General features: G+C 43.1%; 17 protein-coding genes. 10 read left to right on the forward strand and 7 right to left on the reverse strand.

Annotated elements, in window-relative coordinates:
• Nucleotides 1-165 precede the first annotated feature (165 nt).
• Nucleotides 166-369 (reverse strand): hypothetical protein, encoded by a 204-nt coding sequence (locus AC4EG4_RS17425; protein WP_490988534.1) that lies wholly within the window; start codon nt 367-369, stop codon nt 166-168.
• A gap of 54 nt (nt 370-423) precedes the next feature.
• Nucleotides 424-1,128: a type 1 glutamine amidotransferase domain-containing protein gene (locus AC4EG4_RS17430; protein WP_490988535.1), complete on the reverse strand. Its 705-nt coding sequence runs from the start codon at nt 1,126-1,128 to the stop codon at nt 424-426.
• A gap of 105 nt (nt 1,129-1,233) precedes the next feature.
• Between AC4EG4_RS17430 and ytvA the strand changes: the two genes are divergently transcribed.
• The 4 genes from ytvA (at nt 1,234) to AC4EG4_RS17450 (ending at nt 3,862) form a co-directional block, all read left to right on the forward strand.
• Nucleotides 1,234-2,079, forward strand: coding sequence for a YtvA family blue-light photoreceptor (ytvA, locus tag AC4EG4_RS17435; RefSeq protein ID WP_490988536.1), 846 nt, complete (start codon nt 1,234-1,236; stop codon nt 2,077-2,079).
• Between the two features lie 63 nt (nt 2,080-2,142).
• Complete coding sequence (locus AC4EG4_RS17440; RefSeq protein WP_490988537.1) at nt 2,143-2,562, forward strand: organic hydroperoxide resistance protein; 420 nt, start codon at nt 2,143-2,145, stop codon at nt 2,560-2,562.
• Nucleotides 2,563-2,731: 169 nt separating this feature from the next.
• Nucleotides 2,732-3,001: a hypothetical protein gene (locus AC4EG4_RS17445; RefSeq protein ID WP_490988538.1), complete on the forward strand. Its 270-nt coding sequence runs from the start codon at nt 2,732-2,734 to the stop codon at nt 2,999-3,001.
• Between the two features lie 42 nt (nt 3,002-3,043).
• Nucleotides 3,044-3,862, forward strand: coding sequence for a manganese catalase (locus AC4EG4_RS17450; protein ID WP_490988539.1), 819 nt, complete (start codon nt 3,044-3,046; stop codon nt 3,860-3,862).
• Nucleotides 3,863-4,001: 139 nt separating this feature from the next.
• Here the strand turns inward: AC4EG4_RS17450 and AC4EG4_RS17455 are convergent, their stop codons facing one another.
• From AC4EG4_RS17455 to AC4EG4_RS17475, 5 genes are all read right to left on the reverse strand, one after another.
• Nucleotides 4,002-4,877 (reverse strand): SDR family oxidoreductase, encoded by an 876-nt coding sequence (locus AC4EG4_RS17455; RefSeq protein ID WP_490988540.1) that lies wholly within the window; start codon nt 4,875-4,877, stop codon nt 4,002-4,004.
• Nucleotides 4,878-5,058: 181 nt separating this feature from the next.
• A complete protein-coding gene (locus AC4EG4_RS17460; RefSeq protein WP_490988541.1) occupies nt 5,059-5,700 on the reverse strand; it encodes a superoxide dismutase family protein in 642 nt (213 codons plus the stop codon).
• A 99-nt stretch (nt 5,701-5,799) separates the two neighbouring features.
• Nucleotides 5,800-8,379, reverse strand: coding sequence for a YfhO family protein (locus AC4EG4_RS17465; RefSeq protein ID WP_490988542.1), 2,580 nt, complete (start codon nt 8,377-8,379; stop codon nt 5,800-5,802).
• A gap of 19 nt (nt 8,380-8,398) precedes the next feature.
• Nucleotides 8,399-8,794 carry a GtrA family protein gene (locus AC4EG4_RS17470; RefSeq protein WP_490988543.1) on the reverse strand — a complete coding sequence of 132 codons (396 nt, stop codon included), beginning with the start codon at nt 8,792-8,794 and terminating at the stop codon, nt 8,399-8,401.
• Nucleotides 8,784-9,722, reverse strand: a complete 939-nt coding sequence (locus AC4EG4_RS17475; RefSeq protein ID WP_490977198.1) for a glycosyltransferase family 2 protein — start codon at nt 9,720-9,722, stop codon at nt 8,784-8,786. Before AC4EG4_RS17475 ends, AC4EG4_RS17470 begins: the two co-directional genes overlap by 11 nt.
• Nucleotides 9,723-10,001: 279 nt before the next feature.
• Here AC4EG4_RS17475 and AC4EG4_RS17480 point away from each other — a divergent pair, with 279 nt between their 5' ends.
• The 6 genes from AC4EG4_RS17480 (at nt 10,002) to AC4EG4_RS17505 (ending at nt 15,684) form a co-directional block, all read left to right on the forward strand.
• Entirely contained in the window at nt 10,002-10,616 is a 615-nt protein-coding gene (locus AC4EG4_RS17480; protein ID WP_490977199.1) for a TerD family protein, read from the forward strand.
• 15 nt (nt 10,617-10,631) lie between these two features.
• Entirely contained in the window at nt 10,632-11,210 is a 579-nt protein-coding gene (locus tag AC4EG4_RS17485; RefSeq protein WP_142826889.1) for a TerD family protein, read from the forward strand.
• A gap of 107 nt (nt 11,211-11,317) precedes the next feature.
• The gene (locus AC4EG4_RS17490) at nt 11,318-12,463 is read left to right on the forward strand and encodes an HpcH/HpaI aldolase/citrate lyase family protein (RefSeq protein WP_490977200.1); all 1,146 of its coding nucleotides are present in this window, start codon (nt 11,318-11,320) and stop codon (nt 12,461-12,463) included.
• Entirely contained in the window at nt 12,396-13,766 is a 1,371-nt protein-coding gene (locus AC4EG4_RS17495; protein WP_490988544.1) for a phosphoribosyltransferase family protein, read from the forward strand. Before AC4EG4_RS17490 ends, AC4EG4_RS17495 begins: the two co-directional genes overlap by 68 nt.
• On the forward strand, nt 13,763-14,872 hold the full coding sequence (locus AC4EG4_RS17500) for a cysteine protease StiP family protein (RefSeq protein ID WP_490988545.1): 1,110 nt from the start codon (nt 13,763-13,765) through the stop codon (nt 14,870-14,872). The genes AC4EG4_RS17495 and AC4EG4_RS17500 overlap by 4 nt, the downstream gene beginning before the upstream one ends.
• Complete coding sequence (locus tag AC4EG4_RS17505; RefSeq protein ID WP_490977203.1) at nt 14,869-15,684, forward strand: HAD family hydrolase; 816 nt, start codon at nt 14,869-14,871, stop codon at nt 15,682-15,684. Before AC4EG4_RS17500 ends, AC4EG4_RS17505 begins: the two co-directional genes overlap by 4 nt.
• The last annotated feature ends 1 nt before the right edge of the window (nt 15,685 follow it).

The raw sequence follows: 15,685 nt of genomic DNA on the forward strand, positions 1-15,685 counted from the left end.
GCGTAAGCGCCCGTGTAGCTCTGCCGGGCATAAGGCAGACCGGTGAAGCGGCATGTTTTCGGCCGCACTGTGTTAAAAATGAGTATTATAAAAATTTAAAAAAGGCTTCCCGAGTAGTGGGAAGCCTTTTTTATGGGAAAAATTAAAAATTATGCACTTCGGAACTTAGCTGAAAACACCGAACCAATCAGTAGCAATCCCAAATCCGACAATGATAAGAATCACAACAACAAAGATAATAATGCCGAGCTGCAATGGTTTGTAACCGGTAGTTCTTGGTTCTTGGATTCCTTCTTTGTCTTCAGGCGGACGGCTTTTGGCCTCTGCTTCGGTTTCTTTCATGTAATCTTCTTTATCGCTGTTGCTCATTTAATTGCCTCCTCGAACTTACTTATAGTTATATTTACCCCAAATAGCTGAGGGTTAATCCTGAAACTTTTCTTCTGTCTGCAATTCACGTTGAGATAGCTTTTGTGCCAACTCACGGCCAAACAGCTGAGAAGATTGTGGATCGCGTCCCGTAAGAATTTGTTTGCTGCCCCAGACAACATAAGCGTCCTGTTCTTTTTCTTCGTGGTAGTCTGCAATTTTTTTCAATTCATCTTCTAAGCTAAATGGCAATAGATCGACCACTTCTTCCGGCTCATTGTCGTTTGGATAGCCAGTGACTTTAAGTCCATCGAGAATTCCGCGGCCTTCTTTGGTTTTTGTATATACAAGAGGTGCTGGGCCATGGCAAACTGCCGAGACAATCCCACCTAAGTCGTGGACGATGTTGATGACTGCATGCAAGTCTTCGTTATGTGCCAGGTCAAACATCGCGCCATGTCCGCCAACTATCATGATGGCATCGTATTCACTGGCCTTAACGTCAACAATTGGCGTTGTTTTATCTGCCATGCCTGACTCGTATTGCTTTTTATAAATGCCATCTGGATCGTAATCTGCGCTAAGGCTGATTGGGTCAACAACAGGCTTGCCGCCGTTGATGGATGCCAGTCGAACAACATGCCCTTCTTTTTCAAGTTCTAACGCAGGCGCAAAAAGTTCTTCTGCCCACCAGCCGGTCACGTAATTATTTTCTTCATCCGTATAGCCATTTGATAAAACTGCTAATACTTTTGCCATCATATCTTCCTCCCACTAATAAAACATCCTTGTTTCTTCATTTACCCTGTAGGAAAAATCTTGAAACGTCGCAGTTAGCATGGACTTGGAAATGAGTGAAAAATTATGCTACATTTATTAAATGAAACGAAAGAAGAGGTGGACCGCTTGAAAGAGCTAACCCAAGAAACCCAAGTAACTTTGCTTGAAGCAATGATCGATGGAAGTAAAGTAGGTACAATAGTGACGGATCCATCACAACACGACAATCCAATTATTTATACAAATAAAACTTTTATTGAAATGACAGGATATACTCAAGAAGAAGTGATTGGGCGCAACTGCCGGTTTTTGCAGGGACCTGATACAGCCAGAGAAGATATCGAAAAGATGAAAAAAGCAATTGCCAATGAGGAAAAAATTATACTGACTCTACTAAATTATCGGAAAGACCAAACTCCGTTTTGGAATCGGTTGGCAATGGAGCCTGTCCGAATAGATGGCAAGCTTTATTTTATCGGCACGCAAACTGATATTACCTTGGAGCGTTCTCAGCAGCAGGCCATTATGGCCAGTGAAAGCGAAATTGAGAAACTCATGCTGCCTATATTATCTATTCAGGAGAATGTTGCGACTGTTGCGCTAGTCGGTACGATGAATTTCCAGCGCTTTGAGACGCTGAAAGTGAAAATTTGTGAATATGTTCAAGAACATCGAATTGAACATGCCATCATTGATATTACTGGTTTGTCATGGACAGAAAAATCACCGCTTTACTGGTTTACACAAATTTATGATGCGCTGCGTATTATGGGAAGCAAGCTTTATGTAACAGGCATTTCCCCAGCAGCGGCCCAGCAATTCGCGACTGATTTAGATCGCGATAGCCGACTGATTACGTTCTCGACAATTGAGAAAGCATTAAACTTTATTACACTACAATCTGTTGAAGAAAACATATCAGTTGACTAAGGATTGTGATAAGAGGTAAGTTTTACCTGTTCCCAAATACAAATCAGGAAAGAGGTTGGAAAAATGTCAGCATTATTTACAACAACAGTTACAGCAACTGGCGGCCGTGAAGGCAGAGTGATTTCCGAAGACAATGTATTGGATCTTCAATTAGTATCGCCAAAAGAATTGGGCGGTCCAGGCGGAGAAGGCACGAATCCTGAACAATTATTTGCAGCAGGTTATTCAGCTTGTTTCGATGGTGCATTAAACTTGATCATCAAAAGAGAAAAAGCGGAAGTTTCCAGCACTTCGATTAAAGCCGACGTTCATTTCTTGAAAGACGAAGCTGATGGCGGATTTAAAATTGGTGTTACTTTGAATGCCCATTTAGAAGGTGTGGACGAAGCGACAGCAAAAGATCTTGTTGAAAAAGCTCACGCGTTTTGTCCATATTCCAAAGCGACTAGAGGCAACGTTGACGTAGAATTGAAAATAGTATAAGAAAGCCGAAAAAAGCCGGAAAGCAAAATCTTTCCGGCTTTTTTTTATGGGCAATCATAAAAACACATGTTGAGAAAAACTGGGAAAATACAAAATATGGTTTTAAAAAGAAACAGCTGGGTAAAAAAAGAGTGCAGAGTTATTAAGTTTTGAGGAGGAGGATGGCGGAATGGGTGAAAAGCAAAACAAACAGCAGAATTCCCTGGAAAGTGAACCTGCTTCAACAAATTCGAAACACAATGATCGACAATTTAATGCAGGCGGAAACGGGTCTGATTACGACGGCGGACATCCTGAGGATGCTTCAGCTCAAAAAAACAAATCCAATAACAAACAGCAAGAACATTCGACCAGCAATTCCTACAACTCAGGTGGAAATGACTCTGATTATGATGGTGGGCATCCAAAAGGTGCCATTCCAAAGAACGAGGACAAGTGAGCTCCAACGATAAAAACTAAAATCAAACAGGAGGTTTTATTTATGTTTTTTCACACAGGAGAATTACAATATCATGCTAAACCGGACTCTCCAGATCCGGTATTCGCAAAGCAAGTACAGGAACTGATTGGTGGACAATTTGGTGAAATGTCAGTTGCCATGCAATATTTATTCCAAGGGTGGAGCACAAGAGGAAACGAAAAATATAGAGATTTACTGATGGATACAGGAACACAAGAGTTGGGGCATATTGAAATGCTGGCGACTTTAGTAGCAAGACTCCTTGAAGGGGCACCTGTTTACGAGCAGGAAAAAGCTGCAAGCGATCCGATTGTTGGTGCCATCATGGGCGGCATGAACCCTCAGCACGCCATCGTTCATGGTCTAGGTGCTTCTCCAAAAGACAGTAACGGTGTTCCTTGGAACGCTGGATATATCGTAGCGAGCGGAAACTTATTGGCTGATTTTCGTGCCAACGTCAATGCTGAATCACAAGGCCGTCTGCAAGTAGCTCGTCTTTATAGCATGACAGACGATAAAGGCGTAAAAGACCTGTTTTCATTCTTATTGGCGCGTGACACGATGCACCAAAACCAGTGGCTCGCAGCTATTAAAGAACTAGAAGCAAAAGAAGGCCCAATTGTGCCTGGCACGCTTCCGCCGGAATGGGAAGCAACCGAATATTCACATATTCTTTACACGAATTCTGAAAGCAGCAAAGATTTGAAATGGATGCATGAGCCTGCACCAGATGGCCATGAATTCACATTCGGCAAACCAGAACCGCTTAGCGTGAAGCCAGAACTAAAACCGGCACCGTCACAAGCTCACAATTCATTGCCTGAAGACAAATTAAAATAATTTTTTGAGAGGCTGTCCCTAAGTCACGAACAATGGCTTTGGGGCAGCCTTTATTTTTGGGGTCATAGGCTTAAGAGTTAAGTGTTGGTTCTGGAACAAAGCGAAAAAAACCCCTGGCAAATTGCCAGGGGTTTTAAAATTATGAGCTGATAAAATCTCCGCCGTTTATATGAATGGCCTGTCCTGTCACATAAGTCGAATCTTTTGAAGCTAGATAAACATAAGCAGGCGCTACTTCAGATGGTTGGCCGCGCCGTTCCATCGGAGTGTCCCCACCGTGCTTGCCGACTTTTTCAGCCCCGAAAGTTGCCGGAATGAGAGGGGTCCAAATAGGGCCTGGCGCAACAGAGTTTACACGGATTCCCTGCTCCGCAATGTTCGCTGATAAAGAGCGGGTAAAACTTGTAATGGCACCTTTGGTCGCTGAATAATCAATCAGCTCTGGAGAGCCTCGGTAAGCTGTTACAGAAGAAGTGTTGATAATGCTGTCTCCTTTTTGGAGATGCGGCAAAGCTGCTTGTGTTAAATAGAACATGCTGAAAATATTGGTTGAAAAAGTTTCCATTAATTGATCAGGACTGATGGCTAAGAAATCATCCTGCGGGAATTGCTTTCCGGCATTGTTGACTAGAATATTCAATTGGCCGAATTCAGAAATAACGTCCACTACCAATTGGTTGCAATTTTCTACGTCGCTGAGATCAGTAGCAAATTTTACCGCTTTGACAGCATAGCCTTCAATTGCTTTTATTGTTTTGTCGGCATCTTCGTGTTCATCCAGATACGCAATGGCGATGTTTGCGCCTTCTTTTGCATAAGCCACTGCTACTGCACGGCCAATTCCGCTGTCACCGCCAGTGATAATGGCAACTTTTCCTTCTAATTTCCCAGAACCTTTATAGTCTTTATCATCATAAATCGGTTCAGGGCTCATTTGCTCCTCCGAACCGGGTTGTTGAGACTGTTCTTGTGGATCGACTTGCTCGTCAATTTCTTCGAATTTATCTTTAGTCATGTGAATCCTCCTCAGAATGTAAGTAGCTTTATGTTCCTTATTCCCGTTGAAGTTTCACTTAAACACATCTAAAACCTATTTGAATTTTATCAAAGGGATGTTGCTTTTTAAAAAAATATAAAACGAAAACCCCTTAATGGATAAGGTGTTTTCGTTTTATAGGAAAGTAAGTTCACCGTCGTTACGATTCTCCCGTGACGACACCACAAGCAATTCGATCTCCAGACGGGTCTGTTGCTTGATCATCTTCACTCTCGTGAATGACAGGCGCCGTACCGCCTTCTTTAAGCAAAGAATTGTCTTCGCCGGTAGCCAGTGTTACGTTCTCAGCTATAAATTCCTGCATAGCGGTGCCGTCATCTCCGACTTCAATATTTGGAAGATCCCCGGCATGTGGGCCATCGGAGTTGTCCATACCATGCATGGCATCAGTTGGATTAAAGTGGGCGCCTGCTGTTTCAAAGTCAGGAACTTCACACATTCCAGCCTCATGAAAATGAATGCCGTGAATGCCCGCTTCTAAATTTTCAACTTCAAGTACTACGCCAACTCCAGCGTCTTCCTGAGATAATTCTGCAGTGCCTATAGCCTCGCCGTTACTGTCCATCATCTCCACAGTCAACAGCAGTATTTTTTCTCCGCTATCTTCTGACTCTTCATCCACTTCATCTCCGAGCTGTGGCAAGTCGTCCCCATCCTCTTCAGGTTCTTGTTCTGTTGCTCCATCTGATTCTGTCGGTGGATCTTCTGTGCTCTCATTTCCGCAAGCTGCCAGAAACAATAAGAAGACCAGTGCAAAAACAAGTAAAAGCCAACGCTTCATTTGAACTCCTCCCTTGAAATCGTGTTACTCTACATTACACCCATCCAAAGTTAAATAAACGCAATTTTCTGTAAACGATTCTTTTGTAGGAGAAGAATCTTATATTTTTCTATTTCGGAAAATAAACCAAACGCCAAGCAGTGCAGAAAAAACACTTAAAATTAAAGTGGATTTAAAAAATGGCGGCCGGTAAGTTAAGGAAATCGTGTTGTTTCCTTCCTCTAAAGGAACAGCTGTAAACCCATAATCGGCTTTTAGCACCTCAGTTTCTTGGCCATTTACAAAAGCCCGCCAGCCCTGTTCGTAAGGAATCGACAACTTTAAGTATTCATCGTTTTCAGTGTTTGCATAATCGAGGCTGACTTTGCTGCCATCAATTAGCAGATTGCTGGATTTATCCGGCTTGTCAGCTTGATCCAATAGAGTTTCGTAAGTCTCTGAATAAAGCTCGATTTCGGATAATTCATATACGCCCTTAGGCAGTCGTATTTCAATTTGTTCATCGGCAGAAACACGGATCGTGAGATCATCAACAAATGTCTTGTAGACAGATTGATTGGACTTTCTGGTTGTTTCATAGTTGTTGACCATGAGCGTAAACCCTTCGTCAGCAGCTTGATTTTCCAAGTGGAAGGAGACAAACAAATCAATAATGGAGTCATCCAAACTCTCCACATTCAAGTCCAAGCCACCGAGTTCTTCTGTGACTTCAAGCGTGCTGCCGTTATAGGAGGCGCCAACTTCTGTTATTTCATAGCCGACTGTAATCTCTTCTGTTGCGCTTATGGTCCCAGTACCTTGCGTCTGGTCAAGCACCATACCTGTGAGCATTGCCTGTTCACGTATCAGCACAGACATCTCAGCCAGCTGTTGCTCCTGATAAACAGTGGAAGTAGAACGCGCAAACGGCAAAACGTATTCATTTTCATAGACGGTGTAATTTTCGGATGCCTGAATTTCTGTAAAGCCAAATGGAATATTGTCATCATCAGTTGGCCGGATCAAGTATTTGCCTTGCAGCATACTGTAAAGGTTTGCCCGATTTCCCAATGTGGCATAACGGCTGACGCTTTCGCGTTTCATATCGATTTCGAGATCATACAGATAAAAGAACAGTAAATTTTTATTTAAAATACTGGAATAAGCACTCAACCCCTGAAAATCTTGAACAATTGGTGTGTTATTGCGCACACCTTCCATCCATTCAATACGGTAAGGGCTGCCAGTTTCTTTAGTATGAATAAAATCTAGAAGTTCAACGATTTCCGGATCGTCATATTCATCACCGGTTATCAATTCCTCATTAACTTGAGCAATATCTCCATCCTCCAGAATTTTCTCCAATTGATAGAGGTTAGCAAACAGCAAAGCCCATGCAAATAAGGACGTCATCAATAATGCTTTGAGTGCGGGCTTTTTGTATTGGATATACAAAGATAGCAGTAAAATCGTCAGCAACAGACTGCCGACCGCAAGAAATGAAAATTGCGAATCAATTTCAAAATATTCATCTTTGAAGGCATACAATTTAAAAACAAAAGCGGCAAAAGCTGATGCAGTCAATAAACGCAGAATCGTGAATTTATGAAGTTGGTCGAGTGCAACAGCTACAGCCCCTCCAACCATCAAGGATAAAAAGTATTCCCATCGGTATTGAGGAGCAGAAAATCCATTAAAGGCACTGCCGATCAACGGACTATGGTGCATCATAATCCCGGCAATTCCGAGAAGTGCAAAGAGGCGGAAAGTTTTGTGGCGATACAAAAAGCCGCAAAACAACAGCAGCACAAAAATGGCTGGCAGGACAATCAAGCTGCTGTCGAACAAAATATTGTCCGTCACATCAATCCATGGGATTTCCTGTTGAAAAGCAGGCCTATGATTATTCAAGTATGCATAGACAGCAGGTATAAAGGAAACTGCACTGATACCAGCACCGATTAGGCCGGCAATTCCAAAACTCATAATCGCTTTCATTTTGTCCTGCTCATTGGGTTGAAGCGGGATGAACAACCTGAAAAGAATATAGAGGGCAGTAAGCAAAAAATTGATGTAAGCAAAATAGAAATTGTCGATCATCGACACAGCGACAGCCGTTAAAAACCAACCAGGTTTTTGTTCACGAAAAATCTTTTCGACCCCAAGCAAGAGAAGCGGCAGCCATAGAAAAGCATCAGCGAAAAATTCCCAATACGTGACATGCCGGAAATACATGCCGGAAATTCCATAAAGAGATGCCCCAAGCAAAGCTGCCGGTTTTGAAATGTTCATGTACATGAACAAACGTGTTGTGATGAACAAGACGGCAGCCAAACGAATCACGCTAATAAAGACGGCTGCGTTTGCCCAAAACAGTACATCTGTTGTCTGAACAATGTTGGCTATTTCCAGCACGAACACAACGAGTACAGAAATCAGGAATACGATGGATGTTGAAAAATAATAAGACAGTTCACTGAATGTACCCGCTCCTAAACCAAAGTCAAACGAATAGAAAAATTCTCCTTGGGTATATTGCGTATATAAAAGATGCTTAAAGGGCATCATTTGGGAAAGACCGTCATTAATTCCCACCATGAAATGGCCACGTGACCATTGAAAAAGAAAAACAGCGTGTCCAATTGCTGAGAGTAGCACGCTAAAGAATAACAGCAGAAGGGCAGAGCGTAACTTGTGCATAGGGTCACCGTCTTTTTGCTTATTTTGGATGTGCTGTATCTTTAAGAATTTTTCCGGATACGACAAAGGTTATGGGAATCGTAAACAGCACTGCCGCAAAAGGTGCGATATTGCTGTTTAGATGAAAAAATTCAACGAACATAAAAATCAGAGCAGTAGATACAGATATATTAACGACCTGTGTTAAAGGAAAGTACAAGTACTTTTTGAAAGTGGGCTTAATTCGGTAAGTGACATAGCAGTTCAAGAAAAAAGAAATGTTCAAACTGATCAAAAACCCAATGATATGCGCTGCTAAATAAGACCAAGACAACACATTATGAAGCAGCAGGTAAATGCTGTAATAACTTACTGTATTCACGACACCGACAAAAATAAAACGGGTAAATTCAGTGTTTAATACCTTAACGTTCATCGTATTCATCCACATTGCTGATATCCACCAGAAAATGCGGGCGTTGTTTGGTTTCGTTGTAAATGCGTCCAATATATTCCCCGATGACGCCAAGGCTGATTAATTGAATGCCTCCAAGTAAGAGAATTGCCGTAATTGTTGTAAAGTAGCCTGGAGCTCCGACGCCTTCTTGCATAATGTTATAGAGCGTGAAGAAGATATAGATAAGTGACAGGAACAGAACCAGAAACCCTGTATAAAAACAAATGCGCAAAGGCTTCATATTAAATGAAATGATTCCGTCAATTCCATAGTTGACAAGACTGTTAAATGACCATTTTGAATCGCCATCAGTGCGCAGCACATTTTCGTAGTTGATCGTTTTTTTGCTGAGCCCGATCCATGAGAACAGCCCTTTGGAAAAGCGGTTGCTTTCACTCAATGCCAAAATTGCGTTGATGGCTTTTCGGCTTAATAGACGGAAATCGCCTTCCCCATCTTGCAGGTCGACATCGGTAATCGAGTTAATCAGTTTATAATAGAGGGAAGAAAACAAGGAGCGAACTTTGGAGTCACCGGTGCGGGACCGTCTAGCGACAACTTGGTTAAAGCCTTCTTCGTATCCTTCCACCATTTCCTTTATCAGAGTGGGCGGATGTTGCAAGTCACTGTCCATGACAATAGCAGCGTCTCCTTTGATGCGTTTTAAACCGGCGAGCATCGCGGATTCTTTCCCAAAATTCCGGGTCAACGAAATATATTTTACGCTATCGTGTGCTGCGGCCAGCTTTAAAATTTCCTCGAGTGTCCCGTCGTTGCTGCCATCATTGATGAACATAATTTCATAATGGTATGGAAGCGAATCAAGTTCTTGCGCCAACCTTTCGTACATAGAAGCAATATTTGCTTCTTCGTTATAGGCTGGAACAATGATGGATATAAGTTTCATTCGTTTGCCCCCTTTCGAGCTATCAATAAAATCTCTTCATGCTGTATTTACCCGTGCCATTTAAGAAGTATGCCTTGCGAAAATGAAACTTCCCAGCGTTACATACGTATTAGTATACGACAGGTGTTTTAAGAAAACATTTGTCTGAAAATTCAGCGTGAGCGGGCTCCTATTAGCGTTTCTTAACACCAGATTTACAAGACCTTATTCGTTGAATTTTACATGTTGGACCTATACCTTTAAAATAGAATACATACTGATGAATGGAGAGTGTTAAGAATGGCGATTAATCTCGTAAAAGGTCAAAAGATCGATTTAACAAAAGGACGTTCATCTCTTTCAAGCATTATGGTTGGCTTGGGCTGGGACCCTGTTGCAACCAAAAAAAGTGGAGGCTTTCTAAGCGGCCTATTGGGCGGCGGAGGCGGCGGTGCTGATGTTGACTGTGACGCATCCGTCTTGTTGCTTGATGAAAACGGCAAGCTGACGGCAAAAGAAAACCTCATTTATTTCGGCAATAAGAAAAGCAAAGACGGCAGTGTTGTCCACTCAGGCGACAACTTGACTGGCGAAGGCGAAGGCGACGATGAAACGATTAATATCGACTTAAAGCGCATTTCACCTTCTGTTCATCGTTTGGTCTTCGTCGTTAACATTTATAATGCGAAACAAAAGAAACAAGATTTCGGCATGATTGAAAATGCGTTTATTCGTTTGGTTGATAATCAGTCGAAGGAAGAACTTGTCCATTATAATCTGACGGACAATTATGCAGGACAAATGTCGCTGATTACTGGTGAGCTTTATCGCCAAGGCGCAGAATGGAAGTTTTCTGCAGTCGGTGAAGGCGCATCAGAACCAGATATTGGCTCAATTGCAAACAAATATTCTTAAGGAGTGATTGGAAAAATGGCTATTAACTTATCAAAAGGACAAAAAGTAGATTTAACGAAAACTAATCCTGGTTTATCTAAAGTAATCGTAGGTTTAGGTTGGGATACCAATAAGTATGATGGAGGACAAGATTTCGATTTGGATTCTTCCGTGTTCCTTCTAAATGGTGAAGGCAAAACAGCTTCCGAAGCTGACTTTATCTTCTATAACAACACAACAGGTGCTGCTGGAGCTGTGGAACACACTGGCGATAACAAAACCGGTGAAGGTGATGGCGATGATGAGCAAGTAAACGTTAACTTATCTGCTATTCCAGCTTCGATTGAAAAAGCGACTTTTGCCATAACAATTCACGATGCAGAAGGACGGAGCCAGAACTTTGGCCAAGTAAGCAATTCATATGTCCGTATCGTCAATGGGGACACAAACGAAGAATTGATCCGCTATGACTTGGGTGAAGATTTTTCAATTGAAACGGCAGTCGTAGTCGGGGAACTTTACCGCCACGGTTCAGAGTGGAAATTCAATGCCATTGGCAGCGGTTATCAAGGTGGCTTAGAGTCTCTTGTGAAAGACTTTGGCTTAAACAGCTGAGTAAACGATGGAAAAGCAAGGAGACTGTCTCCTTGCTTTTTCTCCATTCATATACGAAATGATAATTTGAACGGGCTGTAGCAGCAGCATGCCGGGAGGGACCACGCATGAGACATTTTAGCGGATTGACAGATTCTGATTTAAAAACTTTTTTTAAATACTACCCGGCAGAATTTAACCGTGATACGGAACGGGAAACCCTAGGCCTGGCATTAGGTGCAGCACTTTATACACCAGGATCCAGATTGAATTTTGCGCAAAAAATAATAAGCGGAGATTATAGCAGTGGTGCGTTTTCCGGTTTAACCACATTGATTATCTGTTTGGAAGACGCAGTAGCCGACTCAGAGTTGGAACAAGCAGAAAAGAATGTGGTGAGCGAGTTTAAAAAACTGGCCGAGGCAAGTGCGGAACAGCTGGCATCCGGTCCAGCCTTGTTTTTGCGAATTCGTACGCCCAAACAACTAGATAAATTAATCAAACAGGCAGGCGTGTCATTGAACATATTGACTGGCATTGTATTCCCGAAATGCTTGCCCGCTACGTTGCCGTTGTTTTTTGATGCATTGGATCGTGCCAGTGCAGCGGCTGGGAGAGAGTTATATGCACTGCCCCTGCTTGAAACGAAAGAAGTGCTGTACAGTGAATCGCGTGAACAAACTTTAGCGGAATTGCACAAAATTATGAAATCTGAAGCTTACCGTGTTTTGACTGTTCGTGTAGGCGCAACAGATTTTTCCAGTCTTTATGGCTTACGTCGTCCCGCAGAGCGGACCATTTATGATGTTCATATCATCCGTGATTGCCTGACCTCTATTTTGAACCGTTTCAATCGTGCAGAAGATGGTTTTACGGTTTCTGGTCCAGTATATGAACATTTTTCAGGTGGGGAGCGGTTATGGCTTTCCTCAAAACCAGAGCAAACGCTATGGGAAGAAGTTCAATTGGATGTTCTGAACGGTTTTAAAGGAAAAACCTGTATCCACCCGTCTCAAATTTCCATCGTCAATGCCGGCCATATTGTATCGCTTGAAACTTTTGAAGATGCCAAATTGATCCTCAATCAAAGTGGCAAGCGGAACGGTGTCCTGCAAAGTCCTAAACGAAACAAAATGAACGAAGTAAAACCGCATTTGAGTTGGGCAAGAAAAATCGCTGCTCAAGCGGAAGTCTATGGGGTGCTCAATGAAAACTATCAACAAATCGACGTCCTTAACCACATCCGGGCAAACCAACTTTCAACTCAATACTAAGTTGTGGGACAACCTGGATATTCGTATTTCGATCGCAAGTTCCTATGCTGAACTTTCACCGGAATCGCTTTTTTCGGTAGCTTTACGTGTCAATAAAAAGCGCCAATTCCTCTTCGTCAGCAAACTTATTGCAAAACACCTCGCTGTTGATCCAGCTGTGGCTCTTGGAACTGGCACGTTGTTAGCTTCGTTGCTGATGGAAAGAGCAGGGCTTGAAGGGCATCCGGATGCAGCCGCATTGGTTGAAATGATTGAAACTGGGAAAATAGATCGAAAAGCAAGTGTGAAATCGCTCCAATTTAAAAAAGCGCTGCCTCAAAAAACAGTGTTCATTGGCATGGCAGAAACCGCAACGGGCCTTGGGCACTCGGTTTTTCAGCATTTTGAGGACGCGGCTTATATTCATACAACACGTGAAGAGATTGTTGGGATTACCCCGTCTTTTGTCTTTGAAGAAGAGCATTCCCACGCAACGTCCCATAAAGTATATGCACCTGCTGGTATGCTTGAAGAAGCAGAAGCCATTGTTTTAATCGATGATGAAATTTCGACTGGCAATACCCTGCTGAATCTGGTTTGTGCATTGGACGAGCAATTCCCTGGAAAGCATTACGCTTCTCTTTCTATTCTTGATTGGCGAAATGATATACAGAAAGAGAAGTTGGAAAAAATGGCGGACGATCGGAATATCAGTCTGAAAATTATGTCTTTAATGGCTGGCGAGTTTGAGCTGGTTCACAGTAAAGCCCCTGAAGAACCTGAACTGGTTTCATTGACTAGTTTAGGCTCCAGGTTGCCGGATATTGAATTGCCAGGCGAGCAATTGGCTGCTCGTTCGAAAACGGCACAGCAGTATATATCTCATACAGGCCGTTTCGGCATTACCAGCAAGGAGCACGATGAAATAGAAGGCTGGGCAGAATCGGCAACCAAATTGCTTGAACAAAAAAGCGATAAGGCGTTAGTTATTGGTATGGGAGAAAATATGTACCTGCCATTGCGTTTTGCTTCAGCTTTAGGAGGCAACCCGGTTGTACAGACTACAACACGCAGTCCGATTTTCGCTTCTCTGACAAATGGCTATCCGATTAGGGAAAAAGCCAGATTTGAACTGCCAGATGCAGAGGGCATTAGCCAGTTTATCTACAATCTCAATGAATTGGATATTGACCGCATTTATTTGCTTGCAGAATCTGTCATTGAGAAATCTGACTGGCAACCACTGCTTACATATCTGGAGAAAAAAGCACCAGTAGAATGGATTTCCCTGACAACCAGTAAAAGGAGTGAAAAGATCGAATGATAGCAACGGGTTTAGTGAAAACGAGTTATCCGAAAAGAGACATCACCTTCCTATTGAAAGACGTCAGCGATGAATTTGTTGAAAGTACCTTGGAGGAACGGGAAAAAGCGGTCCAGACGGGTGCACATTACGCAGAGCGGCTGCCGATGGAATACCGTCCTTCTGATGAGTACACAAATCTCTATCATGAAACGGTAAAGAAGACCAAGCAGCAATTAAGCTATTTGGTGGGATTAGTAACACGCCGTATTTTCATGAATGCAGGCACAGATGACGTTGTTCTAGTATCTTTAGCGCGTGCTGGCAGCCCAATTGGCATCCTTATCCGCCGTTACGCCGAACAAGTGATGAAAATGGACTGGCCGCATTACAGTGTTTCTATATTGCGGGATAAAGGAATTGATGAAAAAGCGATCGACTCGATTCGGGCTGCACATCCGGTAAGCCGCATCCAATTTGTGGACGGTTGGACCGGAAAAGGAGCCATCCAAAAAGAATTGACCAAATCGGTCAACAGCCTTAATAAAGAAAAAGGCCTAGACCTGCACGATGATATGGCGGTGTTGGCTGATCCTGGTGCCTGTGCAGTATTATTCGGGACACGTGACGATTTTCTTATTCCGAGCGCTTGTCTGAATGCAACGGTATCCGGTTTGGTGAGTCGAACCATTCTTAACAAGTTGTATATTGGCAAAAATGATTTTCACGGAGCCAAGTTTTATGGCGAGTTGCTTGAAGAAGATTTGTCCAATGATTTCGTCGATCAAATTACAGAGTGCTTTGCGGAGACGCGTGAAAGAGTCGAGAAAGACGCGGTTTCGACTCCCGTGACAGCTGAAAGAACTTGGCAGGGCATGAAGGAAGTTGAAGCAATCGGCCAGCAGATGTACAGTGAAACGGACTACCACCTAATCAAACCGGGAGTTGGCGAAACAACTCGTGTTCTGCTTCGCAGAAGCCCGTGGAAGATTTTGGTCAACAGTTTGGATAATCCGGATGTCCATCATATTTTGATGCTGGCAGAAGAAAAAGAGGTGCCGGTGGAAGTCGTTCCCGACTTGTTCTATCGCGCAATCGGCTTGATCCGATCGGGTAAAGAAATATGACGGTTTTATTCGCCAGTGATTTGGATCAGACTTTAATTTATTCCCGCAATTCCATGGGCATGGACGTGACAGAAGAAGAATTGGTCGAAGTTGAGCGTTACGAAGGCAAACCGTTATCCTTTATGACCCAAAAAAGCCAATCTGAATTGTGGAATATTAGTGATTCTGCATTCTTTTTGCCGGTTACTACGCGTACACAGGCTCAATACGAACGGGTGACAGGGATTTTTAAAGGGCAGCAAGCGCCGCGTTTTGCAGTCATATCCAACGGTGCGGTCATATTGGAAAATGGTCAACCAATCAAGGAGTGGTCGGACGGGATTCGTCAGCAATGCGTTAGCCGCAAAACGATTATTCAGGAATTGCTTCCAGAAATTGAACGCCATTTCTCAGAAGACTGGGTGTTGAAAGTGCGGCAGGCGGAAGATTGGTTCGTTTACCTGATTGTCGACCGGGACCGTTTTCCTGAAAACAAACTTGAATTTTACACAACAACCTTCAAAAAGCTCGGATGGGGAATGTCTTTGCAGGGCCGGAAACTTTATTTTATGCCGGAAAGCATCACAAAAGCAGCAGCTATGGAATACGTGAAAGAACGATTGGGAGCAAGCTATGTCTTTGCTGCCGGAGATTCATTGCTGGATCTCGATCTACTGGAAAGTGCAGACTACAGCATGCTGGCTTCCCATGGTGAAGCAGTGAGAAGTGCGATTCCGGTATCTGAGCATATTCGCAGAACCGATTATCACGGCATTAAGGCAGGAGAAGAAATCTTGGCTCGTGTTGCTGAGATTTCATTGCAACGCAAGTAAG

This window comes from Planococcus sp. TJ-201 (genome assembly GCF_058268495.1).